A 17,311-nucleotide genomic window follows, 5' to 3' on the forward strand; every position below is an offset into this window, starting at 1 on the left:
TCTGATTATATTTTCTGATTATATTTTCTGATTATATATTCTGATCATGTATTCAGACCATGCATTTCGGTTGAAAACCCGGATTAAGTCTGTGTGTTTTGTATATTTTCACTCGGAGTCCCTGAAATTCCTGAACCTCTGGAATCCCTGAACTTACGGGCAGCTTCGACAAGTGAACCTGCAAGTTCCCTGTATGCGACCCCATGCAGGTGGGCATAAGAACCAAGGGTATTGCAAGCGATAAGTCCATCCCTATCTCCTTTTATTCCGGTGCCCCGCGAAAGAGTTATTGCAAATTCCGCATCATCAGGGATTTCCCGGATTTCGGAGTGGTGGAACTCATGTCCTTTGAAGCTGCTGCCTTCTTTTCCTATAAGGCAGTCCCTATCAAGGGTCCCGATATTGTAACTGACAACCCTTGTCTGCCCCATAATCGTGTGGCCTGGAAGCGCCCCAACCATTGAATAGGTGGACTCTGGCATAGACGCATCGTGGTATGTGCCCTTTCCCGGAACTCCTGTACTGATTTTCTCCGTAAGGTACATGAGCCCACCGCACTCGGCGTATACAGGCATACCTGCAGCGGAAGCTTCTTTAATATCTGTTCGCATGGACTCGTTGGCTTCGAGTTCGGCTGCAAAAAGTTCGGGGTAACCACCTCCTATATAAAGCCCGTCAACATCAGGAAGCCGGAGGTCTTTTACCGGGCTGAAGTAAACAATTTCCGCACCTGCAAGTTCCAGCAGGTCAATATTGTCATGGTAGTAAAAATTGAAAGCTTCGTCAAGGGCAATACCTATCTTTGGTCTGTAAGACCCTGAGCTTACAGAAGGGGAAAAAACACTATTTTCCAAACTTTCCAGGGGGTTTGCGCTCCTTGCGATCTCCAGGAAGCGGTCCACATCAATTCCTTTAGTGATAATTTCTTCAATGCCCCGAAGCCTTTCATCAAACCCTTCGTTCCCAAGCCTCCGCCTTCCTTCAAGAGCTGGCATAAGCCCGAGGTGCCGCATGGAAATCTGCATGGAAGGGTCTCTTGGAATAATTCCTATAACCGGCACGCCAGTGTAATATTCTATTGCCTCTTTTGCCTTTTCTGCGTGGCGGCGGCCCCCTATATTGTTGAGGATTACGCCTGCAATCTCCACATCAGGATCGAAATTCTTGTATCCGCTTATAAGGGCAGCACTGGAGCGAGTAATGCTGCGGGCATTGATTACGAAAATCACAGGGCATTTAAGGATTTTTGCAATTTGGGCAGTGCTCCCAAGGTCGCTCAAGCTTTCAAAGCCCTCGTAAAGACCGCGGACACCTTCAATAATTGCAATATCCGCCCCGTCGCCGGTTTCACAGGCATGAGTATAGACATCAAGAATCCCGTTTTCATCCATAAGGTATCCATCAAGGTTCCTGCAGAACCTGCCTGTGATCTCAGTGTGGTAGCTGGGATCGATATAGTCAAGGGCGACCTTGAAGGGCTGGACTTTATACCCTCTTGAAACAAGGGCAGCCATAAGGCCTATGGAAATTGTAGTCTTGCCTGAAGAGGAACGGTCTGCAGAAATAAGTACTCTGGGAATGCTCCCTGCCCCTGTTCCGGATTGTTTTCTGTGGGTCATGCTTTCAACACCCCTGAGTTTGGTTTATTCATTTATTGCAGCACGGGTTGGCTTTTGCAGTTTATTATTACAATTTAATTCTACAGTTTATTTATACAGTTTATCTTTGCAGTTTATCTTTGCAATTTAGTTGTGCAGTTTAGTTTTCATTTTGCAGTTTATTTTGTCATTTCCCTTAACCGTTCATCGCTCAGGTGGCCTGCCATAACCTTCGTTTCGTTTTGAATGATTGCCTTTCCGAGCTGGCGGTAGATTTCGGCAATGTCGGATTCGGGAGCTTTTTCCATGACGGAGTACCCGTCTCGCTCGCAAACCTGGACTACATCCCGCTTGGGGATGAAAGCCATAAGCTGACTGCCGATCTCCTCAGCAAACTTTTTGACGATTTCCTCTTCCCGGATTGCGTTTCTTGAATTGCAGATAACCCCGCTAAGAGGCATTCCAATCTTAGAAAACCCTTTGCAGATGTTGTTTGCAGCATACAGTGGCATATATTCTCCTGAGGTCAGGACGTATGCCTCATTTACATAGCCCTTCCGGACAGGGGCAACAAATCCGCCGCAGACGATATCTCCTGGCACATCGTAGATTATAAGGTCCTGTTCTTTAAGGAGATTTTCTGAAATGGTTTTCAGCTTCTGGATTGCAACTATGATCCCGCGACCTGCACAACCTACGCCGGGCTCCGGGCCACCGGCTTCTATACATTTGACGCCTGCATATCCTTCAAAGACCACATCTTTTTCCTTTACATCCACACCTTCGCGGAGCAGGTCGAGGATGGTTGGGATTCTCCTGCCCCCAAGAAGGGTTATGGACGAATCGCTTTTGGGATCGCAACCTATGATCATAACTTTCTTCCCTGCTTCCGCACAGGCAGCTGCAATATTTGAGGCTGTGCTCGACTTACCTATACCGCCTTTTCCATAAATTGCAACGATCTTTTGTTTTTTCAAAGGATCTTCCTCCCGTTATCTGACTTTATCCTAACTTTACTTTATACCGGCTTTACTTTATCCTGATTTTATCTGAACTTTTATCCTGGCCTGTATCCTGACTCTTTTATGTTCAGGTTTCCTTTGCAACTTCCCTTAAAGTGGCTCCAAACTCGGATTCCACTATTTCGCTGACTCCAAGGGTCTTTGGGTGGAGGTCGATCTCAACCATAACGTGCTCGTGCCCCATCTCTTTTAAGGGAAGGACCTGCCTGGGACCATTCGTAATCGAGATCAGTTCCATATCCCTTATGTTCTCCATCGGGACTGCATGCGGAACACCCGTAATAACTGCAAAATCGTAATCACTGTATTTCGTCTTAATCAGTTCGCTGACCTTTTCCCCTGCTATAGGGTACTCATCCATGCCACCGATGATTTCATGGATCTCAACCCCATGGGCTATGAAGTCACGCATGATGTATTTTGCATGCTGCCTGACCCGCGGAAGCCCGAGTTCAGGGTCAATATTTGCCATATTGACAAGGTTTTCCTTTTTACCGAGAGCAGCTGCAACCTCATTGACTGCAAGGGTAATATCTGCAAACATATAGCCTGTTTCTTTTTTGGCATTCATTATGATGAGACCTTTCTTGCCTTCCTTGAGGAGTTCAATGACACGCCTGGCAACCTTATATTTGAGATCACCACGAGAAGGGGCAAGGTATTCCCTGCTTGCAGCCCCGAATTTTTTTTCAACCTCTGTAGCTTTTGTGAGGAGGTATTCCTGGCGCTCAAACTCTTTATGGTCAATTATCCCGGCATCAAGTGCAGACTCAAGGGCAAAGAGTACGCCTTTAGTGTTGTTGTGATAGCCTGCATGCACTTCGACTTCAATAACCGGGATATCCGGGTTTGCCTCGAGCACGGCTTCGTGCATCTCCTCTCCTATAATCATGCTGGCGCAGGTCCCGACAACACCCAGAATTTTCGGGTTGAAGAGTTCGATGGACTTGTTGATTAGCTGTACAAGCCGGTCATGCCCTCCGAAAACAAAACCATTCTCGTCAAGCCCTGTAGTAACTACATGGATGCCGTCCTCCTCAAGCAGCCTCGCATGCTTGAATGAGCAGCCAGGAGGCCCGTGAAGAATTGCAACATCGACATTCAGGTCTCTCAGGGTATAAAGAGCCGCAACTATTGAACTCGGGCGGGGGTGAATAATTGAAATCTCTTTTCCAGTCATGACAAATCCTCTTACTGATAAATCCTCTTATTCTGATTATACGAATGTTAATATGGGTTTTACCCGGGAAATTCCGGCATCCCGCAGGACAATTAACCCCGACCTGAACGGGAAGAAGGTATCCGGAAGCAGGATCAGTTGATAGTTAAACAAGCAATGGAAACGAATACAGATTAGAAGACCCTGTATAAAATTGTATCATAAAAATCCGGCGAAAAGTCAGCAGCCTGACCGGAAATCCTGCCAATCTTCCGGACCCGGACGGAGAATTTTCGAAGGAACAACATACATGGAACAAGTTGCATGAAAGATCATCCAGAGTAATAGAGTTAGCGTTTAGCGGAAACATTTCACGGAAGAGAGAATTATATCTTCTGTCCCTGCAAGTTCCAAAGCTTTCAAAAGCCCTTCCGGGAGGCTTTCTGCATAAGAGGCATTTTTACCAGCTACTGCTTTCATCCTTTCTCCAACGAGTATAATATGCCTGCATTTCGTACCGAAGCTCTCAACAAAACCCTGTACTGAGACCGGGGGAAGTCCCTCGCAGACCTGAGAGGCTTCCTCTCCGAGGACAAGAATTATGCTCCTTTTTTTTTCGTCCTTTTTCTTAAGGAGAGCGTATTCAAGAGCTTTTTCAGCAGAGAGGATGTCCATTCCGGAGTTAGAGTTATCAACAAGGGCAACCCCGTTAAGATCTTTTTCCTGCATCCTGCCTGAAAGCCCCCTGAATTCCTCAAGCACGGAAACTACAATTTTTCGATCAATCCCAAGTTCGAGAGCGGCTGCTGAGGCTGCAACAAAGGCGGTCCTGTATGCCGAATTGTGATACCCGGGGCGCAGGGAAGCTGAAAAAATTTCGTCTCCTCTGCGGAGAAAACGCAGGACAGAGCCTGAAACTCCGGGAGTAATTGACTGTTCCGGGGGGGCTGACTGTTCCGGAGAAGCTGACGGTTCTAAAACAGCGGATAACTCTGAAGGAATTGGTAATTCTTCAGAAGCTGGTAATTTTGAAGCCCCATCTTCAGTTTCAAGAACAAAATCAGGAACCTCAGACGGCTTTACATTGAGCTCTGTATAAAACGGATCCTTAAAGGTGAGAACCTTTGCCCGACTTCCTTTTGCAGCCTCAAGGGCTTTTTCTGCCCCGGCATTAAGAAGAAGGGTGCTTCCGGGTTTTGCATTCAGGATAAGCTGGAGTTTTGCATCACTTGCAAAGGCAGTGTTGTTTGCAATTCCGTAATCAGGGGAAAGGGTTGTAAGTACCCCGAGGTCTGCAGTACCCATACCTCCGATAGAGATTTCAAATATGAAGAAGTCAGGCCTGATCCCTGCCTCAAGACTTTTTTCAATGGCTGTCAGGATACTTCCCGGAGTAATGCTCAGGCCGCTGTGAATAAGAGAAGAAGTCCCCTCTTTCCAGGCTTCAAGCCCGCGCGAGGTATGTAGCACGACATCGAACCTGCGGGAGAGCATATCAGCGAGCAGGGATGCAGTGCTTGTCTTCGCTTTTACGCCAGTGATTTCAATTATCTTTATACCCGAAAGCTCAGGGTCGTCCTGCAGAATTTTCCCTACAGCTTCGTGGTGCGAGAGAACTGTTTTTCCTTCCGACCTGGCTTCTGCAAGCATGGGGTAAGCCGGATCCAGATGCACAGGCGCTACCAGAAAATCGAATTCGGATAAAGGGAGAGGAGCTTTTGAAAAGCGAATACCGCAGTTTTCTTCAAGCTCCCCGAGCAACGCCGGATCCACGGTCCCGTAAACATCTACTCCGGACACATCGTTTCCCAGAGCTGCAAGCTTTTTTGCGATTGGAATGCCGCCGTGTGTCAGGTCAAGCACGGCGAGCTTCTTCCGAAAAAGGTCCATAACAAAACCGGACCCAGATCTTTAAATCTACAGGGATTCCTGAACCCTCTTAAAGACGAGGTCAGCTATCAGTGAGTCGGCTCCGAGAGGTTTTGCGTAGCAGAGGGGAATTTCTTTTCCATCGATAGTAATGGTTCCGCAACCGTTTTCATCCAGGCTCAGGATTTTGGGGATATCCTTTGTGATATGTACACCTGAAGCCAGGAAAACAGGTACTGCTGAAATCTTTGTTACTCCTGTACCTGAAAAGCCTGCAATTGCTTCTTCAAGAGTGGGCTCACTGTTTTCCATAAACCCTGCTCTAACAATAACATCAGAGTGCTTCTGTGCGATGTAATCTGCGATCTGGCTGACTACCTCTTTGTTGTAAGGCAGTTTGCTCCCGTGGCCAATGGCCAGAATTCCGAGTTTTTCTGTCATTTTTGAAACCTCTTCTAATTTTAAGCTCAATATTATTCAGAATTTGTTTAACACAATTATTTTAATTTGTAACATCAAAGAGTTTAACATAGTTAGGATTTATCCGATATAAATCTTACATAATTAGAAGTTATATTTTTAGGGCTAGTTGGCACCCTAAAGCGATTTTGATAATTTCAATAAAGTAGATGCTATAAATAAGCTATGAGCCTAAAATATATAATAAAGTTGGCATTATTCATTTTAAGAAGTTTAGAAGTATATGGTGAGTTCAAGCCATGTATTCTATATATTTTAAAGAGCGGGTGACGTGGTACTGTGAGCGAGCATTGTAGAAGAGATTGTATGTATTGTTCGGGATATGGTAGATGTGGGGTGACTGCGAAAAATTATATTGCTTTATATAATTTTTATATTTTGAAGCAAAATCGTGGGATTGCGGCAACCCCGTGCCAGCGAAATGAATTGTAGAACCAGCTCAAAATATAATATATAGAAAATAAAGCCAACTAGCCAGTACGTATGTATAGAATAAAATATGGTAAAGAAGTAGTGTGTTATTTCAATCAATTGATTTAAAACAGGTCTATAGAATAAAATGTTTTGTAGACTATAAATCCTTATAAAGGTCTATAAAATAAAATGTGGTGTTAAGCTACCTCAGCTTCACCACTCACAGCTTCCTTTACGCGGCTTTCGACATATAGCACATCCTCTATCCTATTGAGATACTGCTTCCCTTCTTCGGTTATAACGTAGTAAGGTAATAGTTGTTCGGATGATATTTCAAGATCAGCCGCCGATCGCACGCTGTTCTGTGGGGATCTATTATACGTTTCCATATGCTGAGGCTTACCAACTCGTTTTAGACCCATCCCATGTTTGATCCTCTGTGTATAGTCGAAGTATGCTTCAACACCTTTCTTTGTTATCTTATATCGATACAAGCCGTTAGGACCTTTCTTTGGTAATCGCTCGATATAAGGTAGTTTTATTGTTGTGCCATTTCTTTTTCTCTTATATTGATACCTTGACATTGCGGCAGATATCGTAGTATACTGGACGCCTGTTATTTTTTCTATATCCCTCGTGGTTAGTGGCTTTTTCGAATTATATAATGCATCTAATATCCTGAACTTCAGGAAGTTCGTTCTATGAGCATATCCAAGCGCTACTATGTTAGCACCTCCCAGAATCTAGCAGATCAAACAGTGAAGGTTTCTTTCTTGGCTTGTTGCTAATCTCAGTGACTACTATATCCCGAACTTGTTTTTTTACTTCTTTTGGTCTCGATTTACACTCTTTCATCATTGCTTTCTTTTTCGCTATTACTTCCTCGGTAAGCCTTTTGGCTTCAGCCTGTTCGTTCGCGCGTATAATTTCATCTTCTCTCGTTACGGTAATCGTTGGCATACTTTATAATATTCTGTACAAAGTATAAAATCTTTTATTCTATATAGACAAGTAGGGCGATAATTTTCGGGACATGTTGAATTGGCGCCGAACTATCATATCCCGAACCCGTTTGTAAGCCTCGGCTATTTAGGGAGATATAAGTATGCCAACATCGTCCTGCACAATTGGCTATGAAGCCGCACGTGGCTTCCAGTAATATGCACATAGAAGGCTTGAGAATTAGTGTAAAAAGAAGAAATGATTTATATTTGAAAGTGTATTTTGTCTGAAAAACTATTTGGTGCGTAAACATGCAATGTAAACATTTATTAAAGGGAACAATAACCGAGATGTTTAAAGGTAAAGCCAATGATAGACATCTATGTGATAAAGATGGAAGTATTGGTGGTTATATTGAATACAGTTTCTACAATAAATACTGTATAACTGATAATCATGTGAATTGTCCCGTTTTAAAAGATTTGCAAAATAAATGTGAAAACCTATCGATATGTATGATGACCGACGTATGTGAAGAACAACCAGCGAACTTAACCAATGCTAAATATAAACATATATGTAAAAAAGTTGAAGGTAGAGTTGGTTATGTAGAAGATGAATACTATGGCGCCTACTGTAGCAAAGAGGATAATTATAAAAACTGTCCGACGTTTAAAGGTGAAGTTGACTCATAAGACGCGACTTCCAGTAATATGCATGTAGAAGGTTTCAGTCAGTTCTAATGATTAGTGCTCCCATTTATCTGGTTTACGAATATGACAATCTTCTATGTGATCTATTAACCCTTCGTGATGTCTAAAATCTTCACCGCAATATGGACACACGTAATTTATAGCTACATTAAATCTTGCACCACAGTCGGGACAGTAAACTCTACGCTCCATATTATTTATTGATTAAACGCTAATTTATAAATTTTACTAAAAGTAATCAGACAATATGTGAAGTCTTATCGGAGTTTCAAGGCCGTCCAACAATTTAGTTTCAGGATTAAAAGATGACAAAATGGGCAAGGCATTCATAATTGACGTCCTTTTATCCCGAGCGATAGCCCTTACCTTTGTACGTGGCTTCCAGTAATATGCATGTAGAAAGCTTGAGCGTCACAAGTGTTCAATGATGCGAATAAAGAAGTTTACGATTTATTTTTTATTTAAGGTTATTAGTTTTAACTATTTGAAGAGGTATATTATTTGCTTCTGCAACTCACCAATTAGGTCCATAAGAGCAAATCTATGACATTTTTCTTCGTCTTTATGATTACAAAGAATGTAAACATCTTCTTTGGCAGCTTTCTTTGCTATTCTAAGCATTTCTTTATAGCAATTAGGATCTTTCATTTCTTCTCGGAATTTATCAACAAATTCTTCCCGTGAAATTATATGGTTTACATATTCGCGTTCCAGTTCCTTACTAGGATGTAGCGGTAGAAAATGTGTTGGGTTTACGTCTTCAATATTCAACTTCGGATTCTTTTTCTTTAATTCTTTGTATGCCGGGCTTGCATTGTATGTTTCTTTAAGCATAATCGTTCACCAACAAAATATGATTTAGCGCTGCCACGGACTTGTTTTATCAATATGACAACGTTCTATATGTTCTCTTAAATCTTCGCTGTGTCTAAAATTTCCATAACAATATGGGCACGTATATTCTGCCGATACACTATATCTTGCACCACAGGCTGGACAACGACTCTAACCTCAATCATACTATTTATTGATTTAACGCTAATTTATAAATTTTACTAAAAGTAATCAAACCATATGTGAAGTCTTACCGGCCTTTACAGGCTTTCAGACAATTTAATTTCAGATAAAATATGACAAAATGGGTAAGGCATTCACGCTGGCGTCCTTTTATCCCGAATCCCGTTTTACAGGCTTCCATAATTAGTGAAGTGTACTAGAAAAGTCTATATACTTGGCTGCGTGGCTTAGCGTGGGTTGTAGCTATACGCACGTCTTCAAGGGTAGACTTGTCAAAAGAAGCTATGTTTGTAGTCTCGTATATACGACAGCTTCAATGATCAGTGGCTTAGATCGTATGAACGTTATCATTATTGAGATTGATTCTCAAATTCCAATCCTTCCTGGCTTCTAGAAGTTTGTAATGCTAGGAATATCCAGTATAAGGCATCAAACAATAAAATCATTCGAACTGAATTCGCACGAGTATTGAACGAAAAATCTTTTCCATGTAAAGAGGCATGTCTATTTATGCCTGTGTTCTCTTCGGTCCAACTGAATCTTTTGTAAAGATTGGAATTCTGAAGGAAAGTTATTAAACCATCAAGTATTCTGAGAGTTAGTCGACCAACGTCTTCAGATACAACAAGATCTTTAAAATCATTTATTAGATCGGGCCGCCAATGCTTTGGGTTTCCACTTTTATCTATTCCTTTTTGTTTGCTTATCAGTTCTCCGGTAATTATGCCTTCAACTTGGGACATTAATATAGTTATCACACCACTGTGAATTCCACACCTAAAACACTTAAAAACGTCAAGTAATATTTCCTTACGCATCTGAAATGCTTTTAGTGTCAACCAATTATCAATTAATGAACCTGCCTCTTTTATAGTTAGGACTTTTGACAGTCTTTTATCGAATTCATCTGATGTTTTGGCATCTTTTATGATTTCACACATCTTTTTAATGTTTTCAGATTTAAGTCCAATCGTAAATGGAACATCATATCTCCTTAATTGAGGAATGAGTAGTGATAAGTGCCCAAAACTTCTAGCCAACCAAGTTTCTAGCAAAGCATCTGCTAGCCATATCTCTTCATCTTTCCATTCGTCCTCACAAAAATTTGGATCATTGGGTCTAAAATCACCATATAATGAAATTTGTTTTCCACTTTGCGTATACATTAAAAAAGCTACAGGACGGTTATATAAAATAGGAGGTTCAACTTTATCGATATCACAGATTTTGTCAAAACATATATTTTCTCCATCTTTTATAGAAATGTTTGGTCTCAGCCTCATTTGACCTCTTAAACCACATTCTTCGTTGTACTTGAAAATTTTATTATTGTTTTTAAGATCAAATAATACCGTAACTGATTCCAATGGGAAAGGGATTGGCAAACCAGATTCTTTTCTTTTTTTCACTTCGGGTGTAACTATTTTTTCCCACATATGATTAAGTAAGTTACAAAATGTTTGAGTTTCTTCAGGGCTATTACTTATTAGACTACCTTGATTATCGGTAATAAAAGTTCCTCTTGTTACTACTGTTACCTTTGAACCTAGTTTAAAATGATTAAGATTTACTTCACCACAACTAGGAGTCCATTTCATATTAGTTATTATATCATAAGGATCCGGTTCATGATTCATATCCTTCACACCGTAAAATCGTATTACATTGGTAATATGATTTGTTTTTTGATTAACTTAGGTATATATGGTTGGTTAGGCGTGCGTAGAAGGCTTGGAATAGACATACAACGTTAGCCTTCATCACATCCCAGAAACCTCTCCGATAACTTAGATCTGAGTTATCGAGGAAACATAGTCGGAAGGTTATAAAGAAATGCTGACATAAAGTATTCATTTTACTTGTTTTAATTGCTTTGTGGGACCTTCCGGGATATATTTGGTCCATCTGGATACGAGCGATAGTCCTGGCCATTGTACGTGGCTTCTAGACATATGTGCGTGGGAATGTATGTGTCAATGTCGTGAAAATACCGCTGCAAACAATGGGGTGCGCCAGCGCAACTTTGGTTATATTTTCGCCTCATTCACTCAAATCCTCCTATGCGCCGCTGTTTTGAATCAATTCGGTTTTAGAGACGTAGCAACGAGCTGAGATTTTTTCAGAACCACTTAAGTGTGGATTTACAATAAGAAAAAAATTAAATATATCTTGTAATAGAACTTAACAACAGCATGTAGTAACAAATTTTTAGTGGGTGTACCTATTGAATATCAACAATATCATTCCTCTTTCTTACAATATAGCTGATGGAAAAAAAAGATACGTTCTTTTTTGTGGAGCTGGAGTTTCAAAAGATGCTGGGGTACCCACTGGTTGGGATATACTGATTGAGACTTTAAGAATAATTCGAATTCAAGATGAATTTGGAAATAAAGAATACTCGAATGATGAGATGGAAAAATACTATGAAGATAGCTACAAAAACAAAACATATTCAGAAATAATTCAATCTTTATTTCCATCACACGAAGAACAAAGAGCTTTTTTGAAAGAACAGTTCAATGGGAAAGCTTGTGGTGAATCTCATAAACTGATCGCCAAATGGGTAAAAGAAGGACTTATCAGGTTCATTATTACTACGAATTTTGATACTCTTTTAGAACAAGCATTGGACGAAGAGGGTTTAAGAGGACAATACACAGTGATCTCTAATGGAGAGAATGTTCTAACAAGCAAACCTTGGAATAATGTTGAATATTGTCGCATTTACAAAATTCATGGAACCATAGATCAAGGCAGAATAAGAAATACCGAAAAAGACTTGCTGCAGTTAGATGAAGATCTCCAAAGGGACTTTTCAGACATCATCGAAAGGCATGGTGTAATAGTATTAGGATATGCAGGAAACAAAGAAGATAAAGCAGTAATAGATACTTTCAATAAAAGAAGATTCAAAGGCTATACTCTTTACTGGTGTGTTCATAAAATGTGTAGTCATGGAATAAAAGAATTAGTAAATGAGAGACAAGAAGGCCGTTTTATTGAAATAACATGTGCTTCAGACTTTTTAGAAGAAGTATTAGATAGAGTAACACTGATAAGAAATGAAAAAGAGTTGACTTCTGGAAGAGTTTCTCAAATAAGATTTAAAAATATAATTGCCAGCGACTCAGATGTGAAAATCAGACAAACGATTAATGAAGAAAAAAGTAAACTTATAGAGTTTATTAAAAGAGAACTGAGAGAAGTGGATAAAGATGACTACAACTCTTTGTGGGAAAGTTATGTAAAAACCTTCAATTACTCAATGAACTTTTTAGTTCTAATTGATCAGATTGTTACATATAAGGATACATACTGGAAACATATTCTTCCTATTTTTGAAGAAATAAGTTCAATGAATGTTACGCAGGGCCGATACGGAAAAGACGGAATTATAAACTATTTTCACTTCACTTTACTAGAATTAATTGGAGCACTTTTACTAGAGAGAAAATCATTCCAGTGTCTAAATACTTTGTTGAAAATAAAGAAATTAAACTTCAGCAGAGATGGAACTGAAAATATTTTAGAGTGGGAGATCCAAGCGGATTTTATTGAAACGAAAAACAAAGATGAAGCAATCAGACGAGAAAGAGGAAAGCTTGTTGTTCCAAAAATGGGATATCTTCTTCAATTAGTAGAAACCCAAGAAGTTCCACTCGAATTTGATATAAAGGCCAAAGTACTTGATGTCGATTTATTATACTATATATATTCCATAGGCCGCCCTTTAGGGAAATATTTTGATTATTGGTATCCTCAATCCGTCGTTTATCTTAGACATGGATCTTCTAATACATTTAAACAAATAAAATATGATAAGGAATTTGGAAAGGAGATTGCAGAAGAATTATTCGAAATTGATTACGAGGGATTAATTGCTCAAATTGTTAGTGCAAAAGATCATTTCAAGGAAAAACTGAGCGAAAGTTATCAAGCTCCAATTGGACATCCTTTCCATGAATTCTGAGAAATGTATTGACAAGAGGCGATGATGTTATTTAGATACCTCCTACATATCATTCCCATAACTTCTTCGTACCTAACATAATTCCTTTCTGCAATCAGAATATCCCTACAAAAGCCTCTTCTTCCACCCTCATTTTTTCAATTATCCTTAATATGCAGCTGTTTCTTCGACAGGCAAGGAGAAATACCTATCCTTATCCCAGGCGATAGCCTTGGCCATTGTGCGTGGAAATGAGGGATAGACGTACCGCGCCAGCCTTCCACATATCCCAGAAACCCCTCCGATAACTCAGATCTGAGTCATCGAGGAAACATAGTCGGATGGCTATAAAAGAAGTGATGACCCAGTGACTAAAGTACTTGTTTTAATTGCGTTGTGGAGTCTTCCGGGATATATTTCTGTAGAAGGCTACTTATCTGTGATATGGAAACTAGATTCCGAAATCTTTATTTTAGCAGACAAATTAAAGTTCGTTGTGTAAATCCATCTTTGTTACATTTGAACTGGGGAGTTGATAGATATGTGTACGTTAGAAGCTATGGAAACCGAAATACTTAAGCATCTATATGAAAAAGGGACGCTTGGTATAAACGGCGGGTGGGAAAAAGAATCAAAGCTAGATAAAAATGCAGTCGATGAATTATATCGCGCTAAACTTGTGGACAAAAGCGTTTCAAAGGGATTTGTACGCCTGTCAGAACGTGGCGTGGGCGCAGTACTATTAGGATTTCAGAACGCAGATAAAATTTCGGAGTTGTTGTAAATTCCCAATCAATAGCCTTGGTTTTAGTTTTCCTTCTAGGTATATGTGCATGGTTTAGAGGTATGTGGGAAGTTACAAAAAAAGCTATGCTTGATTCTTAGCCTCGTATATGTGCCATTGGGAAAAACTTCCTGCCCAAGGTAATGATGAAATCAATAGTCAAAAATGGTCTTGGCTTTTTTGTATATTTAATGATTCTAATGATGCAGGCAAATCAAAATAATAAAATGAAGGCTGTAGTTGGCGCGTAGATCTCAACGATGCGCTAAGATAGCAAAATGTACTTACGCATCTGGTATTATAATACTAGAGCAATAAAATGAAATAAAAAAGCTTAATCGAAAATTAAAATAATAGAGGCGTGTCTATGACTGGGGTTAAAAGACTGTGCAAAAAAGCTGCAAAAATAGCTTTTGGTGTTGTTATGGGAGCCGGTTTAATTGGTTTTGTTAAAGGCTTATTTGTAGGCTATTTAATTTGTCATTACAAAGATAAGTGTTGTTGGCATAACATAAAATGTACTGATAAGACCGACGAAGAGCAAAAATAATAGAGGTCCGTGTTTATAAGTTGTCGAAAATCGGAGAAGAAATCAGAGAATGATCACTCTGCTCCGGTTTCCCACACTAAGTTCTACTTTTTCATTCAGACCATTTTTGGCATAAGCGTTAATGACCTGGATTTCAGAGTCGATATCAAGACTCTCGATCATATAAGCCTGATCTCCCCAGAGAGTCAGCTTGATACCGCCTGTTTCGTCTTTGAGTTCGAGATTTGAAACCGCACTTTCGGTTCCATCTTCCCGCTCAAACTCCCGGAGGTCCCCTATTTCGAAGACTTTCCCCTGGACCGAATAACTTTTCCCGGGGACGACATCGGCAATATTTGTGAACTTTTCCCTATACTTCACCTTCTTTCCGCTTTTCCTTATGACTCCTCTGGCTCCCAGGTTCAGTTCCACCTGCTGGCTGAAAGTATTTTCTTGAGAATAAGCGTGGAGTACTTCTACAGTCTCGTCAAAATTCACTTCTTCTAAAAAATCGATCTTTTCATCCCAGAGGCTCACCCTTATCTTGCCCGTGGCATCGCCCAGCAGGAGGTTTCCGACCCTTCCAGGTGATCCGTCCTTTTTCTCGAAAGCCCGCACCTCTGAGATTTCGAGCACTTTTCCTAAAATGTGTATATCGGTCATGTCAGCCGTTATATCTGCAATCGGGATGACCTTCTCTTCATATTTGATCTGTTTTTCGCTTTTTCGGATCATGCCCTGGTTTCCAATCTGCAGTTCCACTTTATGGCTGAAGGCATTTTCCTGGGTGTAGCCGTTGATGACCTCAACGGTATCTCCACACTCGATGTCGGTTAAAATATCTGTTTTTTCGTCCCAGAGAGTAACCCGGATTGTACCTGTGGCATCTCCGATCAGCAGGTTTCCCACCTTTCCGGCATTCCCGTCTTTGCGCTGAAAGGTCCGGACGTCTGAAATTTCCAAGACTTTTGCAGTGAGATTAAGGTCTACCATGCCGTCCTTGATATCCTTTATTTGCTGAACCCTTTTGGTCACTTCAATCTGTTCCTCACTTTCGGTTAGGATATCATTGTTTCCGACATGAATTTCTATCCCGGAATAACCCCGTTTAACATATCCACTGAGCTGGACGGTCTGCCCTACTTTGATTTTCCCCGTTTTTATAAGGCCTGCGATGTCGTCCCAGAGGGTTACCCGGATTTTTCCGGTTTCGTCTCCCGCTATCAGGTTTCCAACTCTTCCGATGGTCCCGTCTTCTCGAGTAAACTCCTTGACTTCAAAAGCAGAAACGATCCTAGCAATAAAATTAACAGTCTTACTTTCAGCTGTAATGTCTGCAACTTTCACACTTTCACCACTTACATCCGAGAAGCCCAATTCTTTGGCAACCAGCATAGGAGCCTTTACTTCGGGCAAATCTCGCCAATATTCGAACTTATTCCTTAATGAGTCGCAGGAAATACGTTTTACTGATGATGTATCTGAACTTTTTATAGATCGCGTCAATATCAGTCTTTGTTTTTCCTTCAATGTTGCTGCTAAAATCCTGTTACTCCATAATAAAGTATGCTATCAAAGGTTCTGTAGTTGATGTTCTTTATATGAAAAGATTGGAAGATGAAAATTGATAAAAATTTACGTTGTAGAGCCGTCGGGGATATATTTGGTCCATCTGGCTACGAGCGATAGCCCTGGCCTTTGTACGTGGCTTCTACGCATATGTTCGTAGTTAGGAACTTGAGATGAGTTGCAAAGGAAGGGGTATTCGTGATCCTCCGCACTCCCGGTGTAATAAATAGTGACATTTATTAATTAAAACATCTACAAGAAAAAGCATTTAATAAAATGTAACAAAAAATTAAAAAAATTAGTATATTTCAAAAAGAGGCACTAATGCAGGAAGAAAAATCAACAAATCCAGATACAGAAAGATGCAAGAAAACTTTGAGTATGGTAATCGTAGATCAATTAACAAACCACCTAATACTATCTGTATTTATTGTTCTGATATTGATAATAATAGTACCAATATTGCTCGTAAACGGTTTAATGTTTTACTACAATAACTCAACTGAAGCAGAAATGCATGTTACTGTATCGAGTAACTTATTAATTGCATTCGTCACCGCACTATATGTAGTTCTAACATGGGGATTAGTTTCAGAGACCCGTAAAATGAGAAAAATACAAACCGAACCTAATGTATACTTATTCATCGAACCTAGTGTCATGACAACTTAATTATGGGGCATTAGTATTTAGATTACCTCTCATACGTAGTCTTTTTCGTAATTATGATGGCTCATAAATAAATTTCCTCGACACTAGAAATGTACACAATGATATAACAGATTTTTTTATACAAAATATTGGTATGGGGGCTGCTTTTAATATAAAGTTTAATGTTTTATCTGATTACATATATGGTGAAAGTAATATTGATAATGAAGGTAAGCCTCGATACAAGATACTTCGGGCATCGGAAGCATTAATTGTTAAAGACGGGATAAAATACCTTGCTCCTACTCAAAAGAAGCGGCTTTTTTCAACCATGTTTTTTAATGTTAAAGAGTTAAATTTACAAAATAATCTGGATAATCACCTTAAAATACATATTAGGTATGAAGATAATATCGGCATAGAAAAAGGGGAAGACTTTACTATGAGCTTCTATGAAGTTCCAGCAAATGGAATAGGTGAGTTAACTAAATTCGAACGAGATTTCTTAAAAGAGCTTAAGGAAATTAAAGGAGAAATGCATAATATTTCTACAAAAATTGAAAATGTGGATGATGATTCAAATTAATAATATCCAGCGATTCAGTCGATGTG

17 protein-coding genes are annotated in these 17,311 nt (G+C 39.9%); 7 read left to right on the forward strand and 10 right to left on the reverse strand.

What is annotated here, in order from left to right:
• Window positions 1-83 precede the first annotated feature (83 nt).
• The 3 genes from cfbB to cfbD all read right to left on the reverse strand — a co-directional run bounded on the left by cfbB (window position 84) and on the right by cfbD (window position 3,800).
• Window positions 84-1,619, reverse strand: coding sequence for a Ni-sirohydrochlorin a,c-diamide synthase (cfbB, locus tag ACZ5A8_RS06530; protein ID WP_464532909.1), 1,536 nt, complete (start codon window positions 1,617-1,619; stop codon window positions 84-86).
• A gap of 158 nt (window positions 1,620-1,777) precedes the next feature.
• Window positions 1,778-2,575, reverse strand: coding sequence for a Ni-sirohydrochlorin a,c-diamide reductive cyclase ATP-dependent reductase subunit (gene cfbC, locus ACZ5A8_RS06535; protein WP_322223397.1), 798 nt, complete (start codon window positions 2,573-2,575; stop codon window positions 1,778-1,780).
• Between the two features lie 112 nt (window positions 2,576-2,687).
• Window positions 2,688-3,800 (reverse strand): Ni-sirohydrochlorin a,c-diamide reductive cyclase catalytic subunit, encoded by a 1,113-nt coding sequence (gene cfbD, locus ACZ5A8_RS06540; protein ID WP_464532911.1) that lies wholly within the window; start codon window positions 3,798-3,800, stop codon window positions 2,688-2,690.
• Here cfbD and ACZ5A8_RS06545 point away from each other — a divergent pair.
• Window positions 3,799-3,942: a hypothetical protein gene (locus tag ACZ5A8_RS06545; RefSeq protein ID WP_464532912.1), complete on the forward strand. Its 144-nt coding sequence runs from the start codon at window positions 3,799-3,801 to the stop codon at window positions 3,940-3,942. The two genes, cfbD and ACZ5A8_RS06545, sit on opposite strands and share 2 nt — an antisense overlap.
• A 194-nt stretch (window positions 3,943-4,136) precedes the next feature.
• On the opposite strand, the gene cfbE is transcribed toward ACZ5A8_RS06545, so the two are convergent.
• The 4 genes from cfbE to ACZ5A8_RS06565 all read right to left on the reverse strand — a co-directional run bounded on the left by cfbE (window position 4,137) and on the right by ACZ5A8_RS06565 (window position 7,502).
• Complete coding sequence (gene cfbE, locus ACZ5A8_RS06550) at window positions 4,137-5,669, reverse strand: coenzyme F430 synthase (RefSeq protein ID WP_464532913.1); 1,533 nt, start codon at window positions 5,667-5,669, stop codon at window positions 4,137-4,139.
• A gap of 27 nt (window positions 5,670-5,696) precedes the next feature.
• Window positions 5,697-6,089, reverse strand: coding sequence for a sirohydrochlorin nickelochelatase (gene cfbA / locus ACZ5A8_RS06555; protein WP_229391692.1), 393 nt, complete (start codon window positions 6,087-6,089; stop codon window positions 5,697-5,699).
• Between the two features lie 650 nt (window positions 6,090-6,739).
• Complete coding sequence (locus ACZ5A8_RS06560) at window positions 6,740-6,898, reverse strand: hypothetical protein (RefSeq protein WP_464532915.1); 159 nt, start codon at window positions 6,896-6,898, stop codon at window positions 6,740-6,742.
• Window positions 6,899-7,268: 370 nt separating this feature from the next.
• The gene (locus ACZ5A8_RS06565) at window positions 7,269-7,502 is read right to left on the reverse strand and encodes a hypothetical protein (RefSeq protein WP_464532916.1); all 234 of its coding nucleotides are present in this window, start codon (window positions 7,500-7,502) and stop codon (window positions 7,269-7,271) included.
• Window positions 7,503-7,795: 293 nt separating this feature from the next.
• On the opposite strand from ACZ5A8_RS06565, the gene ACZ5A8_RS06570 reads away from it, so the two are divergent.
• A complete protein-coding gene (locus tag ACZ5A8_RS06570) occupies window positions 7,796-8,179 on the forward strand; it encodes a hypothetical protein (RefSeq protein ID WP_464532917.1) in 384 nt (127 codons plus the stop codon).
• A gap of 498 nt (window positions 8,180-8,677) precedes the next feature.
• Here the strand turns inward: ACZ5A8_RS06570 and ACZ5A8_RS06575 are convergent, their stop codons facing one another.
• Window positions 8,678-9,031 carry a DUF488 family protein, N3 subclade gene (locus ACZ5A8_RS06575; RefSeq protein ID WP_464532919.1) on the reverse strand — a complete coding sequence of 118 codons (354 nt, stop codon included), beginning with the start codon at window positions 9,029-9,031 and terminating at the stop codon, window positions 8,678-8,680.
• A 533-nt stretch (window positions 9,032-9,564) separates the two neighbouring features.
• Window positions 9,565-10,851, reverse strand: coding sequence for a hypothetical protein (locus ACZ5A8_RS06580; RefSeq protein WP_464532920.1), 1,287 nt, complete (start codon window positions 10,849-10,851; stop codon window positions 9,565-9,567).
• Window positions 10,852-11,438: 587 nt separating this feature from the next.
• Between ACZ5A8_RS06580 and ACZ5A8_RS06585 the strand changes: the two genes are divergently transcribed.
• From ACZ5A8_RS06585 to ACZ5A8_RS06595, 3 genes are all read left to right on the forward strand, one after another.
• The gene (locus tag ACZ5A8_RS06585) at window positions 11,439-13,187 is read left to right on the forward strand and encodes an SIR2 family protein (protein WP_464532921.1); all 1,749 of its coding nucleotides are present in this window, start codon (window positions 11,439-11,441) and stop codon (window positions 13,185-13,187) included.
• A gap of 520 nt (window positions 13,188-13,707) precedes the next feature.
• Window positions 13,708-13,950 (forward strand): hypothetical protein, encoded by a 243-nt coding sequence (locus ACZ5A8_RS06590; protein ID WP_464532923.1) that lies wholly within the window; start codon window positions 13,708-13,710, stop codon window positions 13,948-13,950.
• 367 nt (window positions 13,951-14,317) lie between these two features.
• The gene (locus ACZ5A8_RS06595) at window positions 14,318-14,500 is read left to right on the forward strand and encodes a hypothetical protein (protein WP_464532924.1); all 183 of its coding nucleotides are present in this window, start codon (window positions 14,318-14,320) and stop codon (window positions 14,498-14,500) included.
• 42 nt (window positions 14,501-14,542) lie between these two features.
• On the opposite strand, the gene ACZ5A8_RS06600 is transcribed toward ACZ5A8_RS06595, so the two are convergent.
• Window positions 14,543-15,895, reverse strand: a complete 1,353-nt coding sequence (locus ACZ5A8_RS06600; RefSeq protein WP_464532925.1) for an OB-fold nucleic acid binding domain-containing protein — start codon at window positions 15,893-15,895, stop codon at window positions 14,543-14,545.
• Between the two features lie 477 nt (window positions 15,896-16,372).
• On the opposite strand from ACZ5A8_RS06600, the gene ACZ5A8_RS06605 reads away from it, so the two are divergent.
• Both ACZ5A8_RS06605 and ACZ5A8_RS06610 read left to right on the forward strand, forming a co-directional pair.
• Window positions 16,373-16,720, forward strand: a complete 348-nt coding sequence (locus ACZ5A8_RS06605) for a hypothetical protein (protein ID WP_464532927.1) — start codon at window positions 16,373-16,375, stop codon at window positions 16,718-16,720.
• A gap of 133 nt (window positions 16,721-16,853) precedes the next feature.
• Window positions 16,854-17,285, forward strand: coding sequence for a hypothetical protein (locus ACZ5A8_RS06610; protein WP_464532928.1), 432 nt, complete (start codon window positions 16,854-16,856; stop codon window positions 17,283-17,285).
• The last annotated feature ends 26 nt before the right edge of the window (window positions 17,286-17,311 follow it).

This window comes from Methanosarcina subterranea, from assembly GCF_055385895.1.